At 37.4% G+C, this 24,266-nt stretch carries 17 protein-coding genes; 3 read left to right on the forward strand and 14 right to left on the reverse strand.

Going from position 1 to position 24,266, the window contains the following annotated elements:
• Window positions 1-1,020: 1,020 nt before the first annotated feature.
• On the reverse strand, window positions 1,021-1,881 hold the full coding sequence (locus HMPREF1252_RS01580) for a fumarylacetoacetate hydrolase family protein (protein WP_023059038.1): 861 nt from the start codon (window positions 1,879-1,881) through the stop codon (window positions 1,021-1,023).
• On the reverse strand, window positions 1,874-3,712 hold the full coding sequence (gene ftsH, locus HMPREF1252_RS01585; RefSeq protein WP_036746704.1) for an ATP-dependent zinc metalloprotease FtsH: 1,839 nt from the start codon (window positions 3,710-3,712) through the stop codon (window positions 1,874-1,876). The genes HMPREF1252_RS01580 and ftsH overlap by 8 nt, the downstream gene beginning before the upstream one ends.
• Before the next feature lie 206 nt (window positions 3,713-3,918).
• On the opposite strand from ftsH, the gene HMPREF1252_RS01590 reads away from it, so the two are divergent.
• Both HMPREF1252_RS01590 and HMPREF1252_RS01595 read left to right on the forward strand, forming a co-directional pair.
• On the forward strand, window positions 3,919-5,250 hold the full coding sequence (locus HMPREF1252_RS01590; protein ID WP_036746705.1) for a sodium-dependent transporter: 1,332 nt from the start codon (window positions 3,919-3,921) through the stop codon (window positions 5,248-5,250).
• A gap of 146 nt (window positions 5,251-5,396) precedes the next feature.
• Window positions 5,397-7,100: a zinc ribbon domain-containing protein gene (locus HMPREF1252_RS01595; RefSeq protein WP_023058948.1), complete on the forward strand. Its 1,704-nt coding sequence runs from the start codon at window positions 5,397-5,399 to the stop codon at window positions 7,098-7,100.
• Window positions 7,101-7,124: 24 nt separating this feature from the next.
• On the opposite strand, the gene HMPREF1252_RS01600 is transcribed toward HMPREF1252_RS01595, so the two are convergent.
• Together HMPREF1252_RS01600 and HMPREF1252_RS01610 are read right to left on the reverse strand one after the other, a co-directional pair.
• Window positions 7,125-7,841, reverse strand: coding sequence for a type I pantothenate kinase (locus HMPREF1252_RS01600; RefSeq protein ID WP_023058963.1), 717 nt, complete (start codon window positions 7,839-7,841; stop codon window positions 7,125-7,127).
• Window positions 7,842-8,730: 889 nt separating this feature from the next.
• Window positions 8,731-9,330: a glutathione S-transferase family protein gene (locus HMPREF1252_RS01610; protein WP_023059094.1), complete on the reverse strand. Its 600-nt coding sequence runs from the start codon at window positions 9,328-9,330 to the stop codon at window positions 8,731-8,733.
• An 87-nt stretch (window positions 9,331-9,417) separates the two neighbouring features.
• Between HMPREF1252_RS01610 and HMPREF1252_RS09165 the strand changes: the two genes are divergently transcribed.
• Window positions 9,418-10,536, forward strand: coding sequence for a M50 family metallopeptidase (locus HMPREF1252_RS09165; protein WP_023059030.1), 1,119 nt, complete (start codon window positions 9,418-9,420; stop codon window positions 10,534-10,536).
• Between the two features lie 138 nt (window positions 10,537-10,674).
• Here HMPREF1252_RS09165 and iadA read toward each other — a convergent pair whose 3' ends face one another.
• The 10 genes from iadA to HMPREF1252_RS01665 all read right to left on the reverse strand — a co-directional run bounded on the left by iadA (window position 10,675) and on the right by HMPREF1252_RS01665 (window position 24,266).
• On the reverse strand, window positions 10,675-11,802 hold the full coding sequence (gene iadA / locus HMPREF1252_RS01620) for a beta-aspartyl-peptidase (RefSeq protein ID WP_023058981.1): 1,128 nt from the start codon (window positions 11,800-11,802) through the stop codon (window positions 10,675-10,677).
• Window positions 11,802-13,241: a Na+/H+ antiporter NhaC gene (gene nhaC / locus HMPREF1252_RS01625; RefSeq protein ID WP_023059058.1), complete on the reverse strand. Its 1,440-nt coding sequence runs from the start codon at window positions 13,239-13,241 to the stop codon at window positions 11,802-11,804. The genes iadA and nhaC overlap by 1 nt, the downstream gene beginning before the upstream one ends.
• 1,123 nt (window positions 13,242-14,364) lie before the next feature.
• Window positions 14,365-16,038 carry an ABC transporter substrate-binding protein gene (locus tag HMPREF1252_RS01630; RefSeq protein ID WP_023058946.1) on the reverse strand — a complete coding sequence of 558 codons (1,674 nt, stop codon included), beginning with the start codon at window positions 16,036-16,038 and terminating at the stop codon, window positions 14,365-14,367.
• Between the two features lie 10 nt (window positions 16,039-16,048).
• Window positions 16,049-17,023 (reverse strand): ABC transporter ATP-binding protein, encoded by a 975-nt coding sequence (locus HMPREF1252_RS01635; RefSeq protein WP_023059032.1) that lies wholly within the window; start codon window positions 17,021-17,023, stop codon window positions 16,049-16,051.
• Entirely contained in the window at window positions 17,013-18,050 is a 1,038-nt protein-coding gene (locus HMPREF1252_RS01640; RefSeq protein ID WP_008902603.1) for an ABC transporter ATP-binding protein, read from the reverse strand. The genes HMPREF1252_RS01635 and HMPREF1252_RS01640 overlap by 11 nt, the downstream gene beginning before the upstream one ends.
• A gap of 12 nt (window positions 18,051-18,062) precedes the next feature.
• Window positions 18,063-19,088, reverse strand: coding sequence for an ABC transporter permease (locus HMPREF1252_RS01645; protein WP_008902604.1), 1,026 nt, complete (start codon window positions 19,086-19,088; stop codon window positions 18,063-18,065).
• A 1-nt stretch (window position 19,089) separates the two neighbouring features.
• Complete coding sequence (locus HMPREF1252_RS01650; protein WP_008902605.1) at window positions 19,090-20,019, reverse strand: ABC transporter permease; 930 nt, start codon at window positions 20,017-20,019, stop codon at window positions 19,090-19,092.
• 400 nt (window positions 20,020-20,419) lie between these two features.
• A complete protein-coding gene (locus tag HMPREF1252_RS01655) occupies window positions 20,420-21,040 on the reverse strand; it encodes a V-type ATP synthase subunit D (protein WP_008902606.1) in 621 nt (206 codons plus the stop codon).
• Between the two features lie 16 nt (window positions 21,041-21,056).
• Complete coding sequence (locus HMPREF1252_RS01660; RefSeq protein ID WP_023059017.1) at window positions 21,057-22,496, reverse strand: V-type ATP synthase subunit B; 1,440 nt, start codon at window positions 22,494-22,496, stop codon at window positions 21,057-21,059.
• A complete protein-coding gene (locus HMPREF1252_RS01665; RefSeq protein ID WP_023058937.1) occupies window positions 22,497-24,266 on the reverse strand; it encodes a V-type ATP synthase subunit A in 1,770 nt (589 codons plus the stop codon).

Genomic DNA, 24,266 nt, shown 5'->3' on the forward strand with positions numbered 1-24,266 from the left:
TGGAGGAGTGGACCCCACTATGGTGACTGTCTTCCCTAAGGTTTTCTCAATAGAGCCTCTCGGCTGTGGAAGCAGATTGCTTCCGCTACGAAAATAAATCTCTTATAAGTTTTCTCTAAAAATAAATTCAGAACATTCCTCCGATCTATCCCATAGAATCCTTATTCACAATCCCATTACTGAGAAAACCTAAGCCACTACAAGTGATTTTTGCTTTCGGCGTTAAGAAATTTTCCACTGTCTGAGCGTAGCGAGTTTGGAAAATTTTAGCCGAATAAAAAAAATCGCTACCAAAATCTCCTAATGCGAGGTGGGTAGAGGGAGCTCGAGGGAGAAGGGAGGAAACTGCGAGTCTCGAAGAGAAAACCGTAGGTTTTTTCGAGAGACGTTAATTGCGTTAAAGCCCTAGCCGAAATCTTTGATTTCGTAGCAGGTCTTATGCAAAGAGTTCCAAAGAAGCCGAGCATTGCGAAGGCTGATTTGCAGAACTCAACTGCCATACTCCCTCGTAAAAAAGATTTGAAGAAAAAAGAATAGGTTTTGGTTATGTATAGGATATTTAATATTTTACTTTTTTGTATTAAGTAGGTTAAATATAGGTCAGATCCTTCGACTTCGGCGGTTGAAACCGCCTTCGCTCAGGATGACTAGTTGCTGTAGCTGTCTCTCGATTGGTGTTAATCATCTTTATAGTTTAAGACTTCACGCCATTCGGCTGTGGAACCTAGAAGGTTCCGCTACGGGTGCGAATATAAATATAGGTTGTTGTACGCCTGACGGCTGAGGAAGAAGAATTTAGTATTTAGGTTAATGGAAGCAGGTTGCTTCCGCTACGGATGCAGTTACCTGGACTTAACCTGCGGAGGTTATACCCGTTCGACTCACTTCGTTCGCTCAGGGTGACTGCAATTGGGAGAACTTTGTAGCCTATCTGCTGTTGAAGCTGGTTGCTTCCGCTACGAACCAAAAACTTATTCACAAAAAAAAGAACCTTGATTAAGGTTCTTTTAAAATCATTTTCTATTTTATATAGTTTACTAATCTACCTATCTTTTCTATTTCTATCTCTACTTTATCTCCCGATTTTAAATATTTCGGTGGATTAAATCCTGCGCCCACTCCTGATGGTGTTCCTGTTAAGATTATATCTCCTGGGAATAGTGTCATACCCATGGATAGGTCTACGAGGATTTTTTCTATGTCAAAGATAAATCTACTGGTGTTTGAATCTTGTCTTAGTTCTCCGTTGACCCAGGTCTTTAAGGATAGATTTTCCACTTCTCTCTTGGAGAGTTCTTTTACGATTGGGCCCATTGCTAGAAATCTATCTAGGCTCTTGCCCTTGGTCCATTGTCCAAATTTCGTCTGTAATTCTCTTGCGGAAAAGTCATTTGCCACTGTAAATCCCAAGATATTTTCCCATACTTCGTAGTGTTTTAAATCTTTGCACTTATTCTTTATTATAAGCGCCAGTTCCCCTTCGTAATCAGCGCATTGTGTCGGTGCTTCTTCTATGTTTAGGGTGTCTCCTGTTCCTATGATCCTGTCTATATTCTTGGTAAAAAATATGGGTGACTTTGGGATTTCATCTCCAAGTTCTTTTATTTCTACTGCGTGGTCCAGGTAATTTTTGCCGACACAAAATATTCCCCTTCTCGGGTTTTCTATCGGAGGCAAGATTTTTACTTCTTTTATTGATTTTCTCTCTATTCTATAGATGGTTTCTATTTTGTTAAGTTTACTTCTTTGAAGTTCGTCCATTTCTATAAATTTAATGAGACTGTCCTGTCCGTAGAGTCCGCCTAAATCATAGATAAATTCTCCATCCAGTATGCCGAAGCTCTTCTCTCCATTGGATTCGTAGGATATATAATCACTCATATTTTTTCAAAATCTCCATAAATTCTTCGCCGGTTATGGTTTCTCTTGTCAATAGGTAGTTTGCTATTTCGTGAAGTGCGTTTATATTTTCTTTTAGTATGTCTATCGCTTTCATGTGGGCTGCTTCTATGAGTTTCTTAACCGCTAGGTCGATGTCGTAGGCTGTCTTATCGCTTACGGTCATAGTTGCATCTCCACCGAGATATCTGTTATTTACTTCTGCCATTGCCACAAATCCAAATTCTTCGCTCATTCCAAATCTTGTTATCATGGATTTTGCGATCTTGGTTGCTTGTTCGATGTCGTTACTTGCTCCTGTGGTTGCTACTCCAAAGATGAGTTCTTCTGCGGAGCGTCCTCCTGTCAAGGTTACGATCTTGTTGAAGAGTTCGTCTTTTGACATTAGGAATTTCTCTTCTTCGTCCACCTGCATGGTGTATCCCAATGCTCCCGATGTACGAGGAACTATGGTTATCTTGTGTACCGGTGCGGAGTTACTTTGTTTTGCTGCTACTAGTGCATGACCAACTTCGTGGTAGGAAATTATTTCCTTTTCCTTTGAAGATATAACTGCATTCTTTCTTTCGTATCCTGCTAGCACAACTTCCACAGATTCTTCTATATCTTTTTGAGTCATGGCAGTTCTACCTTGCCTTACAGCTCTTAGTGCCGCTTCGTTAATCATGTTGGCAAGGTCTGCTCCAGATGCGCCTGCTGTTGCAAGGGCAATCTGTTTGTAGTCGATGCTTGCTTCTCTTCTCACCTTCTTGGCATGAAGTTTTAAGATTTTTTCTCTTCCCACTAAGTCTGGAAGTTCCACTGGTATTCTTCTGTCGAATCTTCCTGGTCTTAGTAGTGCTGGGTCTAGTGAGTCTGGTCTATTTGTCGCCGCAAGGATTACTACTCCAAGTTTGGAATCGAATCCATCCATCTCTGATAGAAGTTGGTTAAGGGTTTGTTCTCTTTCGTCGTTGCCAGAGAATCCTGCTCCGTCCCTCTTCTTACCAATGGTGTCGATTTCGTCGATAAACACGATACAAGGAGCTTTTTCTTGGGCTTGTTTAAATAGATCTCTTACCTTTGCAGCACCAAGTCCTACGAACATCTCTACGAATTCAGAACCTGATATGGAGAAGAATGGTACATTTGCTTCCCCTGCCACTGCTTGAGCAAGGAGTGTCTTACCTGTTCCAGGAGGTCCTACTAGTAGAGCTCCCTTTGGAAGTTTCGCTCCGATATCTGTATATTTCTTTGGAGAGTGTAGGAAGTCTACCAATTCTTTCAAGGCTTCCTTGGCTTCATCTTGTCCTTCCACATTGTCGAAGGTTATTCCGTCTGTGCTCTTTACATATATTTTTGCGTTGCTCTTACCGAAACTCATCGGACCTACTCCACCATCGCCGAATTTTTTAAATAGAGTTCGAGATAGGAGTTGTCCCATGACTACAAATAGCACCACCATGGAAACCATGTAGATTATATTTCCAAGTATAGGATTTAGTTGCGCCGGGAATACTCTGTCCGTCTTAGCTCCAGACTCTATAAGTCTGTTTGCAAGGAATGGATCTTCCATTCTGATGGTTTTGTTGATGACATTTTTCCCATCTGTCTTTAGGGTGAAGTTGATTTCTCTATCTTTGACTTCAACTTCCTTTACCTTTTCATCTTTTAAGTATCTCGCAAATGTAACGTAGTCTACATTATTTATCTTCTCCTCTTGTGGACCATTGAAGTAAGGTCTTATGAAAAGAGGAACGGCAAGTATTGCTACTACCGCGATTATATAGTAGGCAAGTTTAAACTTGTTTACTCTGTTGTCTTTTTTGATAATATCACCTCATTTAGTATTTATTATATTTTACCTTATTTTACCTTTATATGCTATGAAATTTATTTAAAATATTTTTCACTTTAAATATACCCAAAATAATTCCATTTGAATAGAGGTGATTTAGGTGGTATAATAGTCTTTAAATTATTTTAATTCATTAACTAATAAAAGGGGTGAAAGAGGAAGGGTTAGCCCAACCTAAAAAAATGACAGAAAAAAATAAGAAGAGAGATTCATTTAGAAGTCAATGGGGATTCATCCTCGCATGTATCGGCTCGGCTGTGGGCATGGGAAATATTTGGATGTTTCCAATTAGAGTTCACAAGTTCGGCGGATTTACATTTTTAATTCCATATATATTTTTTGTAATCGTAATTGGATATTCAGGAATAATAGAAGAGATGGCTCTCGGTCGTGGACTTAAATCCGGTCCGAGGGGTGCATTTTTAAAAGCGACACAGATGCGTGGCTCTAATATCGGTAAGTACATAGGACTTATCCCTGTTGTAGGTTCCTTTGCAATTGCAATTGGATACACCGTTGTAGTAGGATGGATCATCAGATTTTTAGTAGGATCAATTACCGGATCCATGATAGACGCACCGGACTCAGGAGCATACTTCGGTGCCATTGCAGGTCCATATGGTTCACTTATTTGGCATGCAGTTGCAATCATAATCTGTATCGTAATCATGTCCTACGGAATCGGCTCTGGAATAGAAAAAGTTAACAAGGTAATGATGCCGGCATTTTTTCTATTCTTCATAATACTTGCCATAAAAGTTGCTATGCTTTCCGGATCAGCAGAAGGATATAGATTTTTATTCTCTCCAGATTTTTCTGAACTTAAAGATCCGCAAATTTGGGTCTACGGACTGGGACAAGCATTCTTCTCCCTATCACTAGCAGGCTCTGGAACTGTAGTCTACGGTTCATACCTAAGTGACGAAGATAATATTCCATATTCTGCAAAGTGGACGGCGACATTTGATACTATCGCGGCAATGCTTGCAGCCATGGTAATAATCCCTGCAATCTACGCATTTCAAGTGGAAGCTGCAGGTGGACCACCACTTATGTTTATCATCATGCCATCCATATTTAAATCCATGGTGGGAGGCAGAATATTCTCAGTGATCTTCTTTATCGCTGTGCTTTTCGCAGGAATAAGTTCTCTTATAAACCTATATGAAACTCCAGTTGAAATGCTAGAAGAAAGATTTGGCATTGGTAGAAAGACCGCAACTACGATTATATTAATTATAGGTTTTGTAGTTGGAATTGGAATCGAAAACGGCGATGTACTAGGCGCATGGATGGATGCTGTATCAATCTATGTCATACCACTAGGTGCACTTCTTGCAGCCATCATCTTTGGATGGGTACTCGATAAAGAATTTTCAATTAGAGAAATATTTAAAGGAACAGGCAGAAAAATTGGAGAAAACGAACTTATCTACACATGGATTAAGTATGTCTACGTGGGCATCTCCCTAGCTGTTTACCTAATCGGAATATTCTGGGGTGCAATAGGCTAAAAATTTAAAATTAATTTTTAAGAATAGGTTCGCCTATTCTTTTTTTGAAATTCTATAAGATTTAATTAAAAAATCTGCACAGTTCATTTTATTTTAGTGAATAAATGTGACTTTGTGTTATAATATTTTAAAAGGGGTGTGATAATTTGTTTTGCCCAAACTGCGGAAATAAAGTAGATCCGAAGGACAATTACTGTAAGATTTGCGGAAAAAATCTGAAAAATGTAAAAGTAAAAATCGTATCTGAGGACAATGGCATAGATAATATTGGGGATCCTAAAGACAAAACAATCGTTTTTAAGCCCATTAAAAATATAGATTCCATTGAAAATACAAAAGAGCTTAAAGAAATTATTAAACAGGTCGATGAGACTGTAAAAAATAATATCGAAAACTTTACAAAGGCTTCTGAAAAGACCTTGGCTGAAGAAAAGAAACTTCGCGAAGAGATAGACAGAAAACTTAAAGCTTCAGAAGAGGAAGCTAAGAAAAAAGCAGAATCTGAAAAGGCTAAAAAAGAAGAAAAAATCGAAGAAACTGCAAAATCTAAAAGTTCTAAAGAATCTAAGCCAAAAGAATTAAATAAAGATTTAGAAAATGAACCTAAGAAGAAATCCAAATCTCTAAAAGAAAGATTTATGGATTTTATCAACGAAGAAGATGAATTTTCTATATTTGAAAAATCTCCAAACAAGGAAGACATCAATATGACTTTGACCGATATTACACCGGTTAATATCGAAGATACTATGTCCATTCCAAAGGCTGAGATAGAAGCTAGACTTAAAGAAGCGGAAAAATCAGAAGATTCTACTAAGGATAATAAAGATAATTTCAATAAAGCTGAATCTGTAAAGAAAGAATCTAAGACTGAGCCAAAGTCTGAAAAAACTGAAAAAACTGAAAAAACTGAAAAAATAGAAAAGGTAGATAAAAAAGGTTCAAAGGTTCAAAAAGACACTAGAGATTTCAGAGAAATAAAGAGATCTGAAATTGAAGAAAAATCTAAAAAAGAATCACAAGAAACTAAAGAAGAAAAAATCGAAGAGGAAGATTTAAAACACATCTCTTCAAAGGAATTTTTCGATGAAGTTAACCGCGCCTTAAAGGAAAATCCAGATATTTATGTAGAAGATGAAAAGAAAGAAAAATCTCTATTCTCCTTCTTCAAATCTTCTAAATCAGATAAAAAAAATAAGCCTAAGGAAAAAAAGGTTAAAACTATAAAAAAGGACGCTTCTAAAAAAGAACTTCATATTAATAAAGAAGAAGCAAAGGAAGCCATCGAAAATATAGATGATAAGGCTAAGGGATTTCTATTTAAACTTGAAAATAGACTAAACTTCAACGACAAAGGACTAAGAAATGGAATAATAGGTATAGTTTATCTACTAAATGTGCTTGCGGTTATGCTTGCAGTGCGCAAGGTATCCATCGCAATCTTTGTACTACCACTTCTTAGAATTCTTCTAACCCTTGCAGAACACTACTATCCACTAGATATTGCAACAAATAAGGTTTCTTTTGTAACGGATCAAGAGGAAGTGAACCAAAAATCATTCGTCAACTGGGCAGTATGCCAAGTACTTGTGTTTGTGCTCTATATAATTAACCCAATCGGCGGAATATTCCACTTCACAATCCTTGAATCCATCACACCGGGAATACTACCAACCATTATCCTATTCCTTGTAACCACATTTATAGCTACAAGTCTCTACAAAGATAGAATAGGAAAAGATAAGATAGATTTCATCGGATGGTACCTAGTGCCATTTATCCTATTTGAAATGCTCATGAAGATACTATTTCTATTGGTGGATTTCTTAACCAGATCATTTCTAATATAAAAATAAAAGAGGTCAACTGACCTCTTATTTTTTTACCTTTTCAATACTTATAATCTCATGATTAGAATCGAAATTTACCACATAATCGGATAGAGATTTCGTCGGCTCTATAAATTTCACATCGTTTAAATCGTTGATACCATCCCAGTATTTCTTAGATTCCCTTTCAATATCTTCATCACTCATGCTCTTAAAAGGATAGAAGAAATTATTTTCGTCATGGCACTCATCAATGTGAAAATGCACTCGCTTTAAGTACCAGTTCCAAGTATTTTCCTTGTCCGTATCAAGAAAGAAAACTAAATCGTAAAAATCTTGGAATGAAACCTCGTCCTTGTTGTTATAAAAAATATTTACACCTTCCACGATATTTATATCGCATACCTCGTAGGTTTGAAACTCGTCCAAAATATCGTAGGTGGTGTGGGAATAAACGGGATGCTCTACATTCTTATTATTTTTAATATTTAAAAGAGCATCTCTAAACTTGTCCGAATCATAACTCTTTGGAAAACCACGAGGGTCCTCAATCTTTTTAGATTCTAAATCCCTGTTGCTGTAGAGAAAATGGTCGGTGGATAGAATATTTGAAGAGTATCCATTTTCTTCTAATAGATCGTGAAGCTCTCCTGCAAAGGTGCTCTTGCCTATGGAAACCCGTCCGGTCACACCGATTATTATTGGTCTTTTTTTGATATTTTTAATGATATTTAGAATTTCTTCTTGACTCTTAATGTTCAAAACAATCTCCTTTGTTTTATTATAATTTGAAAAGTTATGTTTAAAGAAAAATTAGAAAAGATTTATTTTTGTAGCGGAAGCTACCAGCTTCCATTAACCTAAATACTAAATTCTTTTTAATCAGGCGAAGCTATCCCCGTAGCGGAAGCATTTTGCTTCCACAGCCGAGAGGCTCTGCACAGGCAAACTCTTTTGATTTATAGAATTTCTAAAGGTCTGTCCTTATGTATTGTCATCCTGAGGGGCAGTCGAGTTCAACAAATCAGCCTGCACTTCGCTTGGCTTATTTGGAACTCTTTGCACGAGACCTGCAACGAAATCAAAGATTTCGGCTAGGGCTTCGACGCTACAATATCCTCCCAACTACAGTCACCCTGAGCGGAAGAGCCGCTAGGCTCTGAAGTCGAATGGGTATAAGCTATATTTAACCTAATCTTGTCAAATAATTCACCCATTCTTAACCTCACCAGGGTTATACCCGTTCGACTCGGAAATAAATTTCCTCGCTCAGGGTGACAGCCTTCATCGAGAAAACTATTAGAATACCCACATAACTGCATTGTAGCGGAAAAATTTTGCTTCCACAGCCGGGCAGTCGAGTTTTGCAAATCAGCCTTCGCAATGCTCGGCTTCTTTGGAACTCCTTGCACGAGACCTGCAGCAATCTTCCCAACTACAGTCACCCTGAGCGGAAGAGCCGCTAGGCTCTGAAGTCGAATGGGTATAAGCTATATTTAACCTAGTCTAGGCAAATAATTCAACCATTCTTAACCTCACCAGGGTTAGATCCTTCGACTCGGAAATAAATTTCCTCGCTCAGGATGACTGGTGTGGGTGTTTCGATTTCTCATTCGGGATTATGATATTCATCTAGAAAACTATTAAAATTCTATCCCCTGTATGCAATCTTAACCGCTTCATCCTTTTCCAAATTTTCTACAAATCTTTTCACATTTGGATAATCTTTCCAGGACTTTTCAAAATCGTCGGTCCATCTCACCATTACATAGGCATACGCATCAAGTACGCTCCTCTTATTATTATAGAGATAATCCTTCCCTTCAAGCAAATTATCCAAGCTTTTCATCGCATTATCTATCGAAATATATGCTGCTTTCAAAACATTTTCTATGGAAGTCTCATCTGTTGCAACGGTAAATCTTTCCGGTACATAGTATGGACCAAAAGCTGAATGGAATCCATTTAAAAACGAAGAAAGTTTGTTGTACTTAAGCTCCTCTAATAAACCTTCATCAGCGCCTAAGTTCTTTTCTCTATGTGTGTCTGCTATATATTTTAAAATAGCAGTGTTTTCTGTTAATATCTTTCCGTCTCCAATATCTAGCGCTGGCACAGTTCCAGCTGGGTTTATCTTTCTATATTCTTCAGATTTTGTCTCTGCTTTCTCCACTTCGTAATCTGCACCCACCCATTCTAAAGCAATCCAGCTTGCTATGGAGCAACTCTTCGGCGTATAATATAGTTTCATGGGACCTCCTAATATTATAATTTAATTTATCTTTAGATACATACCCATGGAAAAATTATTTAATCGTTTTCACATAAAAGGAGAAATATGAAGAGAAAAACATTAGAAAATATATTTACAATAGTAGCATTTTTAGTTGCAGCATTTTTTATAGGATTCGCCTCCGGGCAGATAGTAAGCTACGCAAAGGAATTTATAGTTTTAGAAAGTGTACTTCTCAACAATATCTTTTGGTTTGCGGTGGTATTTTTATCAATCTACTTAGTAGTCATGATCCACATAATCTTCCACGAAGCTGGTCACATGATCGGAGGACTTCTAACTAGCTATAGATTTTTATACTTTCGAATAGGCTCTACTACCCTTGTAAGAACGGATAGCGGATTTAAGATTAGAAAGTTAACAGTCCCAGGCACAGGTGGACAGTGCATTATGGTTCCACCAGAGATGAAAGACGGCGATTATCCTGTGGTAATATATAATCTCGGAGGAGGACTTATGAATATAATACTTTCATTAGTAGCTGTAATCATCATTAAAACCTATAGCCTAAATCCAGTGGCTCTAGGATTTTTAGAAATATTTGCAATAGTAGGAATCTACATTGGAATAGGAAACCTAGTTCCACTTAAAGTTATAAATAATGACGGAGCAAATATCTTTTACTTGAAAAATGATTTAGAAGAAAGAATAGCTCTCCATAAAATTTTAAACGACGAAGAGGATATAATAAATTGCAAGGAAGTCGAAGAGACTAGCTTGAATATCGACGAAGCAGATCTTTCCAAGACATTTATCCAAGGGATATTTATAAATAGGATGGAAGACAGATTCTACAAAATGGAGTTTGAAGAAGCGAAATACCTCGACGAAAAGCTTCTCGCGAAAGCAAAAATGAATATGACCTTTGAATTTATGGTCAAGACAACTCTATCCACCATCTACTTAATTGAAGGAAGTGTGGAGCAGGCAGAAGAGTTATTGAAAGATAAGAGCTTAAAGAAGTATTTAAAAAATAAATACGTGCTCCATGTAGAAATCCTAAACTACGCAAAAGAGAGGATTTTGGAAGGAAAAGATGGTAAGAAATTTATAAAAAGAATAGAGAAAATGAAAGATAAGTATATTTATCCTTCACATATGAAAGCCGCATTTGAGATAATGGATAAGATCGATGAAGTGGCGGATAAAAAATCGATTGAATAAAAATGGAATGGGAGACCATTCCTTTTTTATTGGCCTCTCATAAATCTACAAAATTATTTTATAAAATTTCAAAATTATAATAATTTAATAAACAAACAAAAAAGACGACATCTCTGTCGCCTTTATCTTTAATTAATTTTATTCGTAGGTTCCTTTTTTTAATAACTTTTTGTCCTTCATCATCACTTGACCTTCGGAGATGACTGTTTCGATTTCCAAATCGTCATTTAATGCAACTAGATTTGCAAGATATCCTTCTTTTACATATCCCACTTCTCTATCAAGTTTCAAAACTTTAGCTACATTTGATGTGAATGGTTTGATTGCGTCTTCTAATTTTTCTCCTGACTCTACTATTTCTTTTATTGCTTTGATGCCTGTGTCAACCGGTGAATATCCAATTTCTACAAGATTTCCTTCTTTGTCATAGTTTGACCAAGATCCGAATCCGTCTGATGAGTATGTGATTCTATCTAGCACATTTCTTTCTTTTGCCTTTTGATATGCTTTTGCATCGGTTAATTTTCTACTCATGCCAGATGTTATGTCGATGTATCCGCCTCTTTCCGCAAAATCAAGCGCTTCTTCAAATAGTTTGTCGTCCCTATTTACGTGGGTTGGTCTAAAGATTGTAATCGGTAGGTTGGAATGCTCTAGTGCGTCATTTATTTGACCAAATAGGAATTTTCCTCCACCCATGTGGATGGTTACATGACCGCTCTTGCCAGAAATCATCCCCGCTACTCTTGCTTCTGCTCCAATTCTTTGAAGCTCTTTGTAGTCAAGGCATGAATCTCTATGGTCGTTTGCAGCAATCTTAACCCCGATTAGTTGATCTATAAATACGATATCAGTCTTAACTGATCCGGTGATGGTTGGGCTTGGATATGCATAAGAACCTGTAAGTGAGTAGGTTTTTATTCCTTCTTTGGTAAGAGCTAGTGATTTTGCCACTAGATTTTCTACGCTTCTCGTTTCTGAATCGGTGCCAAGAAGTCCAACTACTGTTGTGATTCCTGCTTCGATTAATTTTGAAAGTCCTAGTTCTGGAACTCTCGTGTTAAATCCACCTTCTCCACCACCACCGGTGATGTGAATGTGTTGGTCTATAAGTCCAGGGATGATGGTCTTGCCAGCTGCATCATATCTTTCATCAACTGGATAGTTGCAGCTACCTTCGAATATTTTTTCGATTTTCCCGCCGGCAACTAATATATTTTTTAGACCTTCTTCCCCGACAATCTTAGCATTTTCTATTAAAAACATTATTTTTCACCCATTTCTTGTAAAAACTTTTCTTTTTCTTCTTCCGTTATCTTAGTAATTCCTATACCCGTTAATGCTAAAATTATAGCAAATACGATTCCCATGTAGTTAAGCACTGCCCATGGTAAGTATGACAAAGTTTCTACGCCTAAAGTCGCTGCCATGTATGCTCCTGCTGCTGACCAAGGGATAAGTGGAACTAGTACAGTACCTGAGTCTTCAAGTGTTCTTGAAAGGTTCTTAGGATGTAGATTTCTTTCTAGATAAATCTTGCTAAATAGTTCTCCTGGAATTAGGATTGAAAGGTATGAGTTACCTGTTACAAAGGCAACTGTGAAGCAAGATGCGATAGTTGAAATGATAACTCCAAATGTGGTCTTCACTCTCTTTAGAATTGCTTCTAGAACTACATCAAGCATGCCTGATGTGGACATGATCCCTGCAAATCCCATAGAACAGAATACAAGTACCGTGGTGGTAGTCATAGATACTGCTCCACCTCTATTGATTAATGTGGTTATATCTTTTAAGATTTCTCCGTCGAAGTTTGTCATAGTTACGTTGAATCCGTTGATCATAGAGATAAATCCATTCTTAAGTGTAAATCCTTGAACAAATACTCCTATAACTACAGATACTAGTGAGTTCACAACCATGGTTGGAAGAGTTGGAAATTTTAAAACTGATCCAATAAGCATGATAACTACAGGAAGTAGTAAAAGTATGCTCCAGTGATATATTCCTGATAGTTGTCCTTGAATTATATTTACTGATTCTATAGTCACTGTTGATGATTTAGTAGATAGACCTACGATTAAGTAAACTGCAAGGGAAACTATTGCTGCTGGAACTGTGGTATAGAGCATGTGTTTTATATGTTCATATAGTTCTGAGCCGGCTGCAAGTGGTGCCAAGTTAGTGGTGTCAGAAAATGGTGATAATTTATCTCCAAAGTATGACCCTGCTACTACAGCTCCTGCTGTAATAGGAAGGCTCATTCCAAGTCCTTGAGCAATACCCATGATTGCAACCCCGATAGTACCTGCAGATCCCCAAGATGTACCTGTAACAGTGGATAGAACTGCCGTAATTAAAAATGCAGAAATATAAATAAATCTTGGATTGATTAGATCAACTCCGTAGTAGATTATCATAGGTACTGTACCTGAAAACATCCAAGATCCGATAAGTAAACCTACTGACCACAAGATAAGTGTAGCTGGAAGTGCTGATGCAATCTTCTCGATGATCCCTTTTTGTAATTCTTCCCAAGTGTAGCCGAGTCTCATTGCGATTATCGCTGCAAAACTAGCACAGATTAGAATAATAGGTTCCGCTCTTAGCTTGAAAATACCCACTCCTACTGTAAGAAGAATAATCATTACAGCTAGTGGTGATACTGCTTGCAAAGTAGTTGGTTTAAGTTTTTTATTTTCCATAATACCCTCCTGTAAAAAATTTTTAAACTAGTCTATATTATATAATTTAAACTTAGTGTGCGTCAATATGTTATAAAGATGAAGTGCAGGTGTTTTTAAGTTGAATGTTAGAAAAAATAAAAATTTCTTAGAACTAATTAGGTTTGAATTAGGATTTAATTTTGTGTTTATGTTTTGTATAAAAAATTATTTTTTAGGTAATGGGTGTTGTGATTGAAAAGATATTAATATAGAATTAAAAATTAATACAGTCGCACTTAAAGGCATTCGAGTTCTACAAATCAAACTTCATTTCATTCGTCTTCTTTGGAAATGCACAAGACCTGCAACAATATTCCCAACTACAGTCACCCTGAGCGAAGATGGCGTAGCCATCGTAGTCGAACGGGTATAACCTCTGAAGACCAAGTATTTGCAAATGTAATGATTTCAAAATTATAACAAATGTAAATAAATATCCTACACTTCTTTAAAATACATTCTTTCTTCTTCAAATCTTTTTTTACGAGGGAGAGGGAGGGAATTAACGTCTCTCGAAAAAACCTGCGGTTTTCTCTTCGAGACTCGCAGTTTCCTCCCTTCTCCCTCGAGCTCCCTCTACCCACCTCGCATTGGGGAGGTTTTGGTTGTGATTTTTTTATTCGGCTAAAATTTTCCAAACTCGCTACGCTCAGACAGTGGAAAATTTCTTAACGCCGAAAGCAAAAATCACATATGGTGGTGATGGATTGTATCAGTAGAAGTCATTAAGTAAGGATTCTATGGAATAGGTCGTAGGAAAATTCTAAATTTGCTATTAAAGGAACTTTAGAAATGAGGTATTTTGTAGCGGAAGCATCTTGCTTCCACAGCCGAGAGGCTTTGCAAATTAAACTTAATTAATTTTGCTAAATTTCGTGAGGTCCACACCCCACCACTAGTCATCCTGATCGAAGACGGTGGAGGTTATCCGGAACCGCCGGAGCAGAATTGGTGTAACCCTGGTGTGGTTATGTTTGGATGATTGCACTTTCAAAAATATCTTTTTATACATTTACATTTTTATTTTTACTCTAACTAAAAATTTACACAAAAAAAGAGACTTTTTACAGTCTCTTTCTTTAATATTTTTTACTTCTATTTTTTAGAATCCTGTTGCTGATTTAAAGAAGAAGTATCCTAGTGGTGTGTAGTAGATTCCTTTGATGTTTGGTTTTGCCATATAAGAGTTGGTGTAGAAGTATAGTGGTGCTACTACTGAGTCTTCTCCTATTAGGATGTCTTCTGCTTTATGCATGTTTTCCATTCTTTCTTTTTGGTCTGAGGTTGCTTTTGCTGCTTTTACTAGTTCGTCGAATTTTGAATTCTTGTATTGTGCGTCGTTGTTTCCGCCACCGGTCATCCACATATCTATAAATGACATTGGATCGTTATAGTCTGCTATCCATCCGTGTCTTGCTATGTTGAAGTTTCCTTGTTTTCTTTCTGTTAAGAATACGTTCCAGTCTTGATTTTGAAGTGTTACTTGTACGCCAAGTTTTTCTTGCCACATATTTTGTAGTGCTTCTGCTATCGCTTTATGACTTTCCATTGTGTTGTATAGATATTCTATTTGTGGGAAGCCTTCTCCGTTTGGATATCCTGCTTCTTCCATTAACTTTTTAGCTTCTTCTACATTCTTATCGTAGTCTTCAGGCTTAACTGAGTAGTAGTCTCCTCCAGTGGTTCTGAAGTCTTTTCCTTCTGCTCCGTCTGCGTCATATACTCCTGCTGGTACGTATCCTGTTGCTGGTTGTTCTCCTTTTCCTGTAACTTGTTTAACGATGAAATCTCTATCTATTACTAGTGAGAATGCTTTTCTTACTCTAGCATCATCAAATGGTGGTTTTTCTGTGTTGAAACATACAAAGTAAGTTCCTACTTGTGGTAGTACTTTTAGTTCTTTTGTTTCTAGAAGTTTTTGTATTTCTTCTTGTGGTACTGAGTTTATAAAGTCCAAATCTCCTGATCTATATGATGCGTAGATTGCGTTTTGATCGTCTTGTAAGTGGAAGTTTAATTTTTCTGCTGTTACTGATCCTGCATCATAGTATTCTTCGTTCTTAGTTAGTATTAGTTGAGAGTTGTGATCCCATTTTTCTAGTTTGTAAGGTCCATTACTTACTAGTGTATCTGCGCTAGTTGTCCATGTTTCTTTAGCTACTACGTCTTCTCTTACTGGCATTACTGCTGGGAATGCACAGATTTCTTCGAAGTATGGGCATTTTACTCTTAGGTTAACTACAAATGTCTTGTCATCTGGTGCTGATATGTCTAGCTTCTTGTCTTCGCTGTCATATCCTTTTACCATGTCTAGCATGTATTCGTAGTCTGCTCCTGTGTCTGGGCTAACTAGTCTGTTCCATGTATATACAAAGTCGCCTGCGGTTACTGGTTTTCCGTCTGACCATTTTGCATCTCTTAGGTGGAATGTCCATGTTAATCCATCGTCACTTACGTCCCAAGATTCTGCTATACCTGGTTTAAGTACTGCGTTTCCTTGTCCGTCGTCATCCCATCTAATTAGTGATTCAAATAGGTGTGATTCTATGATAGCTCCATCAACTGATGTATTTAGTTGTGGGTCTATGGTTTCTGGTTCTGATGCTATGTTTAGATCTAGAACTCCGTCTACTTTTCCTGGTTCAAATTCTGATACGGCTGTATCGCCATTTCCTTTTTCTGCGTTTTGGTTTGCAGGCTTACTGCCTCCACCACATGCTGTTAAAAGCATGGTAAATGCTAATGCTAAGATTAATAGTTTTGATTTTTTTAACATTTTTTTCCTCCTAAACGTTGTGGCAACTTACAAAGTGACCATCTTCTAATTCTCTTATTTGTGGTTCTACTTGACTGCATTTTTCCGTCGCGTACTGGCATCTTTCATGGAACCTACATCCAGTCGGCGGATTTATAGGAGATGGTATCTCTCCTTGTAGTTTTATTCTGGATTTCTGTCTAGTTACTTCTGGATCTGGTACTGGGATTGCTGATAGCAAAGATTTTGTATACGGATGTAGAGGATTTTCATAGAGTCTTTGTGCATCTACTAGCTCGACTAATTTTCCAAGATACATAACTCCTATTCTGTCAGAGATATGTTTTACTACTGAAAGGTCGTGAGCTATAAATAGATAGGTTAGACCTAGTTCATTTTGCATATCCTCAAGCATGTTTACTATTTGGGCTTGGATGGATACGTCTAATGCTGAAATCGGCTCATCACATACTATGAACTCTGGCTCTACTGCAAGTGCTCTTGCTATCCCAATTCTCTGTTGTTGACCTCCAGAAAACTCATGTGGATATCTATTTGAATGTTCCTCATTAAGTCCTACTTTTTTAATCAGTTCTTTTATTCTTTCATTTCTATTTTTTTGGCAAAGTCCATGTATATCCAGTGCTTCTCCTATGATTTCCCTTACAGTCATCCTTGGATCTAGGGATGCGGATGGATCTTGGAAGATGATTTGCATCTTTCTTCTATATGGATACATGTCCTTTTTTATATTTTTTTCACTGTCGTAGATCACTTCGCCGTCATAGACTATTCTTCCGCTAGTCGGTTCGTGAAGTCTTAGGATAGTTCTTCCAAGTGTGGTCTTTCCACATCCAGATTCTCCAACTAGTCCCAATGTCTCCCCTTTTTTAATGAATAGGGATACATCGTCTACAGCTTTTACTTTTGCTTTTCCACTAAAGGCTGAGTTTACATCGAAATGTTTTACTAAATGGTCTATTTCTACTAGTTTTTTATCTTCCATGTACTGCCTCCTTTACGTGTAAGAAACATTTTGATTTGTGATCTTCTGATATATTTATCATCGGTGGTTCTTTTCTCAAGCAGATGTTCATACAATGGTCGCATCTATTTGAGAATCCACATCCTTCCGGTGGATTTAACATGTCTACCGGAGTTCCTTCGATGGATTTTAATCTTTCATTTTCCTTCGAGTCAATTCTTGGCATTGAACCAAGTAGACCCTTTGTATATGGATGTTGTGGGTTGTAGAATATTTCTTCTACGGTTCCCTTTTCAACAATCTTACCTGCATACATTACGCATACCGTATCACAAATTTGTGCAACTACCGCCAAGTTGTGAGTGATAAAGATTACACTCATCTTGGTCTTTTCTTGAATCTTTTTGATAAGTTCAAGGATTTGTGCTTGAATAGTTACATCCAGCGCCGTAGTCGGTTCATCAGCAATAAGTATGTCTGGTTCACAAATAAGTCCCATACCTATCATGACCCTTTGACGCATACCTCCTGACAATTCGTGAGGATACTGTTTCATACGCCTTTCTGGGTTTGAAATTCCGACTAGTTCAAGTATGTTAACCGCCTTGTCGTAGGCTTCTTTCTTAGAAATATTACTATGAACTAGGACAGCTTCCATAAGTTGGTTTCCAATTGTATAGACTGGATTTAGACAAGTCATCGGATTTTGGAAGATCATGGAGCACTTAGCTCCTCTGAAATTTCTCATCTGTTTTTTGTCATAGTCTAGAACATTTTCTCCTTTGTAGAGGATTTTTCCACCCTTTACCTTGCCCGGACTTTGTAGAAGTCCCATAATCGCATATGATTCAACGGATTTACCTGATCCTGATTCTCCAACTATTCCCATGATTTCATTTTCGTGTAAGGTGTAGCTAATCTTGTCCACCGCTTGTACCTCTCCTACTGGCGTGTAGAAAGATACTTGCAGGTCTTCAACCTTTAATATTTCTTTTCTATCTTCTATCTTTAATTCTTTATTTAATTCTGTGTTCATTTCTGTATTCATTGTTCACCTACTCTACTTTTTAAGTCTTGGGTCCAGTGCATCACGTAAGCCGTCTGAAAATAAGTTAAGTGATAGTATCATAAGACTTAGGATTAATGATGGAATAATTAGCCTATATGCGTAGGAATATATACCTCCCAGAGCATCTGCTGCCATAGCACCAAGAGACGTCATTGGAGCTGAAACCCCTATTCCTAAGAAGGATAGGAATGATTCCAGAAATATCGCTGACGGAATTTGCATGGCTGTCATTACGATTATCTGTCCTATGCAGTTAGGAAACAAGTGTCTCCAGATAATTCTCTTTCTAGATCCACCTAGAGCTTCCACTGCAGTGATAAATTCTTGTTTCTTAAGCATAAGAACCTGACCTCTTATCATCCTCGCCATTCCGACCCAGTATAGAAGTCCAAAGGCTATAAATATAGATATAAGCGCAGGACCAAGGACTGCAATCTTCTTGGCAAACTCTGAATTGGAACTGTTTACAAAGTCCTTTAAAGGGGTTGATATCCCGATTGAAAGTAGAATTACTACAAGTACATCAGGAATTGAGTATATAAGATCTAGAAATCTCATCATAAGAGCATCTACTTTTCCGCCGAAGTATCCAGAAACCGCTCCATATATAGAACCTATGAAAAGTACGATAAGTGAAGCGAAAACTCCAACTATAAGGGAAACCCTGGTACCATACATAGTCCTTACCATGATATCTCTTCCTAGTTTGTCGGTTCCAAAAGGATACCTAGCACATGGAAATAAATTTTCGTCTCCTCTAAATTGAGTGGTGTAATCCCCTTCCACAAATAGTGGTCCGATGAAAGCAAATATGACAACCACCACGATAAACATAAGAGCCACCATGGCGATCTTGTTTGCTTTTAACCTTCTCATCGCATCCTTAAAATAGGAGGTAGAAGGAGCTTTAGTCATGAAATTTTCCTTTTGTTCAACTGACGCAAGATCAAAGTCGTTTTCAGTGAAGTTATATTCATCAAGATTTAGTTTTTTGTTAAGATTGAAAAAATTTTCCATTCTAAGCCCCTTTCGTTAAGTCAATTCTTGGATCTATAAATCTATATAGAATGTCAACTACCATGTTCATAAAAACAACCAAGGTCGCAAATAATAATGTGGTAGCCATAATAATCGGATAATCTCTATTTAAAACTGAGTTTACAAAATATCTGCCCATACCTTGTACTGAAAATACAGATTCAACAACCATAGATCCTGTAATAATACCAGCAGTAAGTGGTCCTAAGTAGGTAAGTACAGGTATAAAAGCATTCTTAAGAGCGTGTTTAAAAAGAATCTTAGACTCGGAAACACCCTTTGAACGAGCCGTCCTGATGTAGTCTTGACCAATGGCATCAAGCATGGAAGACCTAGACAGCCTAGCGATATAACACATAGAGTAAAATCCTAGAGCAAACACCGGCATAAAGTAGGATTTGATTCCTACAAGCCCCATAGTTGGAAGCAGCTTCAGCTTAACTCCAAATAGTAGAAGCAGAAGCGTCGCAACTACGAATCCAGGAGCAGAAATACCAATGGTGGTCAACACCCGCAGGATTGAATCAACGGGTTTACCTCTGTTATATGCAGCGAGACAACCTAGAGGAACCCCAACTAATGTTGCCCATGTAAGTGCAAGAAGTCCGAGTTTGGCACTGGTTGGAAACATCTCTTTTATGATGTCAATAACAGGCCTATTCTTTTGCATTTTTAAAGAAACTCCAAAATCTCCTTTAAGAGCATTTAATATAAAATTTTTGAGCTGAACCATCTTAGGTTGATCTAGCCCGTACTTTTTATTTAGAGCAGCCAGAACTTCCGGTGATTGGGATTTTTCACTGGCAAAAGGGCTTCCTGGAGCTAAGTCCATAAGAACAAAAGTGATAATACTTACGAGAAGAATAACCCCAATTGCCTGTAATATTCTTTTAAAAATGTACTTTATCATGTTAACCTCCTAATATAGTTATGTATTATATACTTTAACTTGGTAAATTGCAAGTGTTAAAAAGTAAACAATCAAACGGCTAATTCTCGCGAAAAATATGTATAGTAAGCGATTGATATCGCATTCCTAAAAATGAATACAAAAAAAATAATTCAAAAAAAGTTTTGTAATTTTTTTAAATTTTGCGATTTAAAGAGATAAATGATAATAGTTACTATTTATTTAATGATTTTTTTAATAAATGATAATGTTCGATTAGAAAAATTTTCTACATAAAATAAATTTTGTTAGGAGAAATTTGTAGTCAAAATAATATCTGGTTGTACTATAAGTTTTGCATAAAAAAATAGAGCCATCTGGCTCTAAGTTTCAAATCTTTAAATTTTTTTATTTTTTTCTTTTATTTTCTATTCTTCTTATCTTTTACTTTTTTTAGTCTAAAGAAATCTTCTCTTTCCTTTTCTTGCAAGATATTTTCGATTTCTTTTACTATCTTTGTGTACTTCGGAATCTGTATTTTGTCCAAGGCATTGGCTCTCTTTTGTGTCTTTTTTATTTCTTGGGCAAGTTTAAATACTGAGTTTTCCACTTCTGCTAGTTCGTAGATCAAGTACTTCACTCCGTGGAGGTCGATACTTGCTTCGTCGAAGGCAGATGTAGTTCTATGGAAAGAATATTCTGCTCGTCTTTCTTTTTCTTCGTACTTAACCTTTGGAAGTTCTACTCCCATGACGGATCTGAATTTTACTTCGTAGTCGTCTTCTATTGGCACTGCTTTTGATACTTCAAAAATTGATTCTGTTCCCATTGTGATAGTTGCATCTTCTAGTGCTCTATAGGTCTTGGCAAATTCTACTACTATTTTATTCTGTATTTCCGCTGCCTTTTTGTTTAGATCCATCATCTCTTTTATAAGGACGGTCCGTTTTTTATCCAGTAGGTCGTAGCCTTTTTTCGCAAATTCCAAGGACGCTTTTGTCTGTAAAAGATTTGCTTTTGTAGGTATTACTTTGGTTGCCATTTTATCCTACCTTCTACTATTTATTGTCTTTACTTGGTGTCTCTACTTCTTCGTGAGTTTCTTTATTATCTTCTACTTTTCTAGTTAAATATTTCTTCTTTAGTTCTGGATCTATTCTATCTAGGCTTTCTTCTGGCAATATCTTTAAAAGTTCCCATCCTAGATCCAATGTTTCTTCTATATTTCTATTTTCATCGAATCTTTGGCGTAGGAATTTCTTTTCGAATTCGTCTCCAAAGTCTAGGATTTTCTTATCTGAATCGGATAGATCTTCTCTACCGATTATTTGTGAGAGGGCTCTTACTTCTTGCACCTTTGAGTAGGATGCAAAGAGTTGTGATGATAGGTCCGCATGATCTTCTCTCGTGTATCCTTCTCCTATTCCGTCCTTCATTAGTCTTGATAGTGATGGCAAGACGTTGATAGGAGGATAAATTCCTGAGCCGTGAAGATCTCTTGAAAGTACGATTTGTCCTTCTGTTATATATCCTGTAAGGTCTGGGATTGGGTGGGTGATATCATCATTTGGCATGGTTAGTATCGGTATAAGTGTTACTGATCCATCTATTCCCTTTATCATTCCCGCTCTTTCATATAGCATAGCAAGGTCTGAGTAGAGATGGCCTGGGTATCCTTTTCTAGATGGAACTTCTTCCCTTGATGAAGATACTTCTCTTAGGGCTTCTCCGTAGGATGTTATGTCTGTCATGATTACTAGCACGTGCTTATTACATTCATATGCCAAGTATTCTGCACAGGTTAGGGCACATTTAGGAACGATAAGTCTTTCCATTATTGGATCGTCTGCGTAGTTTACATACATAACTACATTTTCTGATACTCCTGCGTTGTTGAATTCTTCGCGGAAGTAATCTGCTTCGTCATGTTTAACTCCTATGGCTGCAAATACTATGGCGAAGTTATCTTCTCCACTTGCATTTGAGATTTTTGCCTGTCTTACGATTTGCGCTGCAAGTTCATTATGTGGTAGTCCTGAACCAGAAAATATCGGTAACTTTTGTCCACGGATTAGCGTCATTAGTGCATCTATGGCTGAGATTCCCGTTTGGATAAAGTTTCTTGGATATAGTCTTGCAACTGGGTTTATCGGTCTTCCGTTTACGTTGTAGAATTTATCTGCGTAGATTTCTCCACCTTTATCTATTGGTCTTCCAAGTCCGTCGAAAACTCTTCCTAGGACTTCATCTGTTAGTGGTATTTCAAATGGCCTTGCTTCAAAGGTTACTTCCATGTTCTTTGTGGAACTTCCTAGAAGGTCACCGAAGACCTGGATAGTTGCCTTGTCTTCATCTACCTTTACTACAGTTCCCACCATGGATTTCTTGCCATCCCTAGTCTTTATTTCAACTACTTCATCGTAGGAGACATGATGAAGGTTCGAAAGTTCAATTAGTGAGCCTTCTATTTTATCTAGTAATAAATAATTCTTTTTCATCTATTCACCTACATTTTCATCTATTAATCTTCTATAAAATTCTTTGATTTCGTTATTTATTTCTACTATTTTTGATAGGTCGTCGTTTGGTACGTCGTACTTCATGTTTATAACCTTACCGTAGAGGGCGTCATTTTTAATTTGTGAAATTGGAATCTGTTTTTCTACTGCTTCATTTCCAAGTTCAAAAAGTAGATCTATGGTCTTTAGCATTTCAAACTGTTTTTCAAGTGGCACATAGGTGTCCGTTGGGTTAAAAGCATTTTGTTGCAAGAATCCAACTTTTATTACTCTACAGATTTCTAGCACGAGTCTTTGATCATCTGGAAGCACGTCTTCTCCAACGAGCATTACTATTTCATTTAGTTTTGCTTCTTTGTGAAGTAAGTCTAAGAATTTTGCTCTAAGTTCTGGTAGATCTCCGTCCAGATTCATGTCGTAGTAATTCTTAAGCATCTTTACATAGCCTGAGTAAGAGTTCATCCAGTTTATGGCTGGATAGTGTCTTGAGTAGGCAAGTTCTTTATCAAGTGCCAAGAATACATTTACGAATCTCTTGGTATTTTCTGTTACTGGTTCGGAGAAATCTCCTCCTGCAGGGCTTACTGCTCCTATAAGTGTAACTGAGCCTTCATTATTTGAAAGAGTTTCCGCGTATCCTGCCCTTTCATAGAATTCTGCAATTCTAGATGGTAGGTATGCTGGATATCCTTCTTCCGCTGGCATCTCTTCAAGTCTACCTGAGATTTCACGAAGTGCTTCTGCCCATCTTGATGTGGAGTCTCCCATTAGTGCAACGTGGTATCCTTGGTCTCTGAAGTATTCGGCAATGGTTACACCTGTGTAGATGGATGCTTCCCTCGCTGCTACCGGCATGTTGGATGTGTTTGCAATAAGAATTGTCCTATCCATTAGCGGTTTATTGGTGTGTGGGTCGATTAGTTTTGGGAAGTCTTCTAGTACTTCTGTCATTTCGTTTCCACGTTCGCCGCAGCCGATGTAGACGATGATATCCGCGTCGCAATACTTAGCAATTTGGTGTTGGGTCATGGTCTTGCCTGTACCGAATCCACCTGGTACCGCTGTGGTTCCACCCTTTGCAATTGGGAAGAATACATCGAATACCCTTTGTCCAGTTACAAGTAGTCTATCGATTGGTAGTCTATTTTTAACAGGTCTTGGAATTCTAACTGGCCATTCTTGATACATCTTAACTCCATGTACTACGCCGTCTTCGTCTTCCACTTCCAAAAGTTCTGTTTCTATATTATATTTGCCTTCTGGAACTATTGAGGTAATCTTACCTTTTACGTCTATTGGAATTAGTAGTCTGTGGGTGATGATTTCAGTTTCTTTTACTGTTCCAAAAATCATTCCACCTTCTACCATATCTCCTACCTTAACTTCAAATTTTACATCCCAAAGTTTTTCTTCATCTAGGGATATAAGACCGATTCCTTCTGGCATGAAGTTGCCGTGTTCATCTTTTATCTTTTGTAGCGGTCTTTCGATCCCGTCAAACATATTTGAGATAAGTCCAGGTCCTAGCTTAACTGAAAGTGGTGCTCCAGTAGGTATTATCTTTTCATCTCTTTTAAGTCCGGAGGTTTCTTCGTAGACTTGCACGGTTCCCAAATCTTTTTCGATGGTTATGACTTCGCCGATAAGTTTCTTTTCACCGACTACAACCATCTCTCTCATTTTGAAATCCGCCATATTCTTTCCAACTACTACCGGACCATTTATTGATTTAATTAATCCTTCTTTCAA

The organism is Peptoniphilus sp. BV3AC2 (assembly GCF_000478945.1).
Classification (GTDB): Bacteria; Bacillota; Clostridia; order Tissierellales; family Peptoniphilaceae; genus Peptoniphilus_B; species Peptoniphilus_B duerdenii.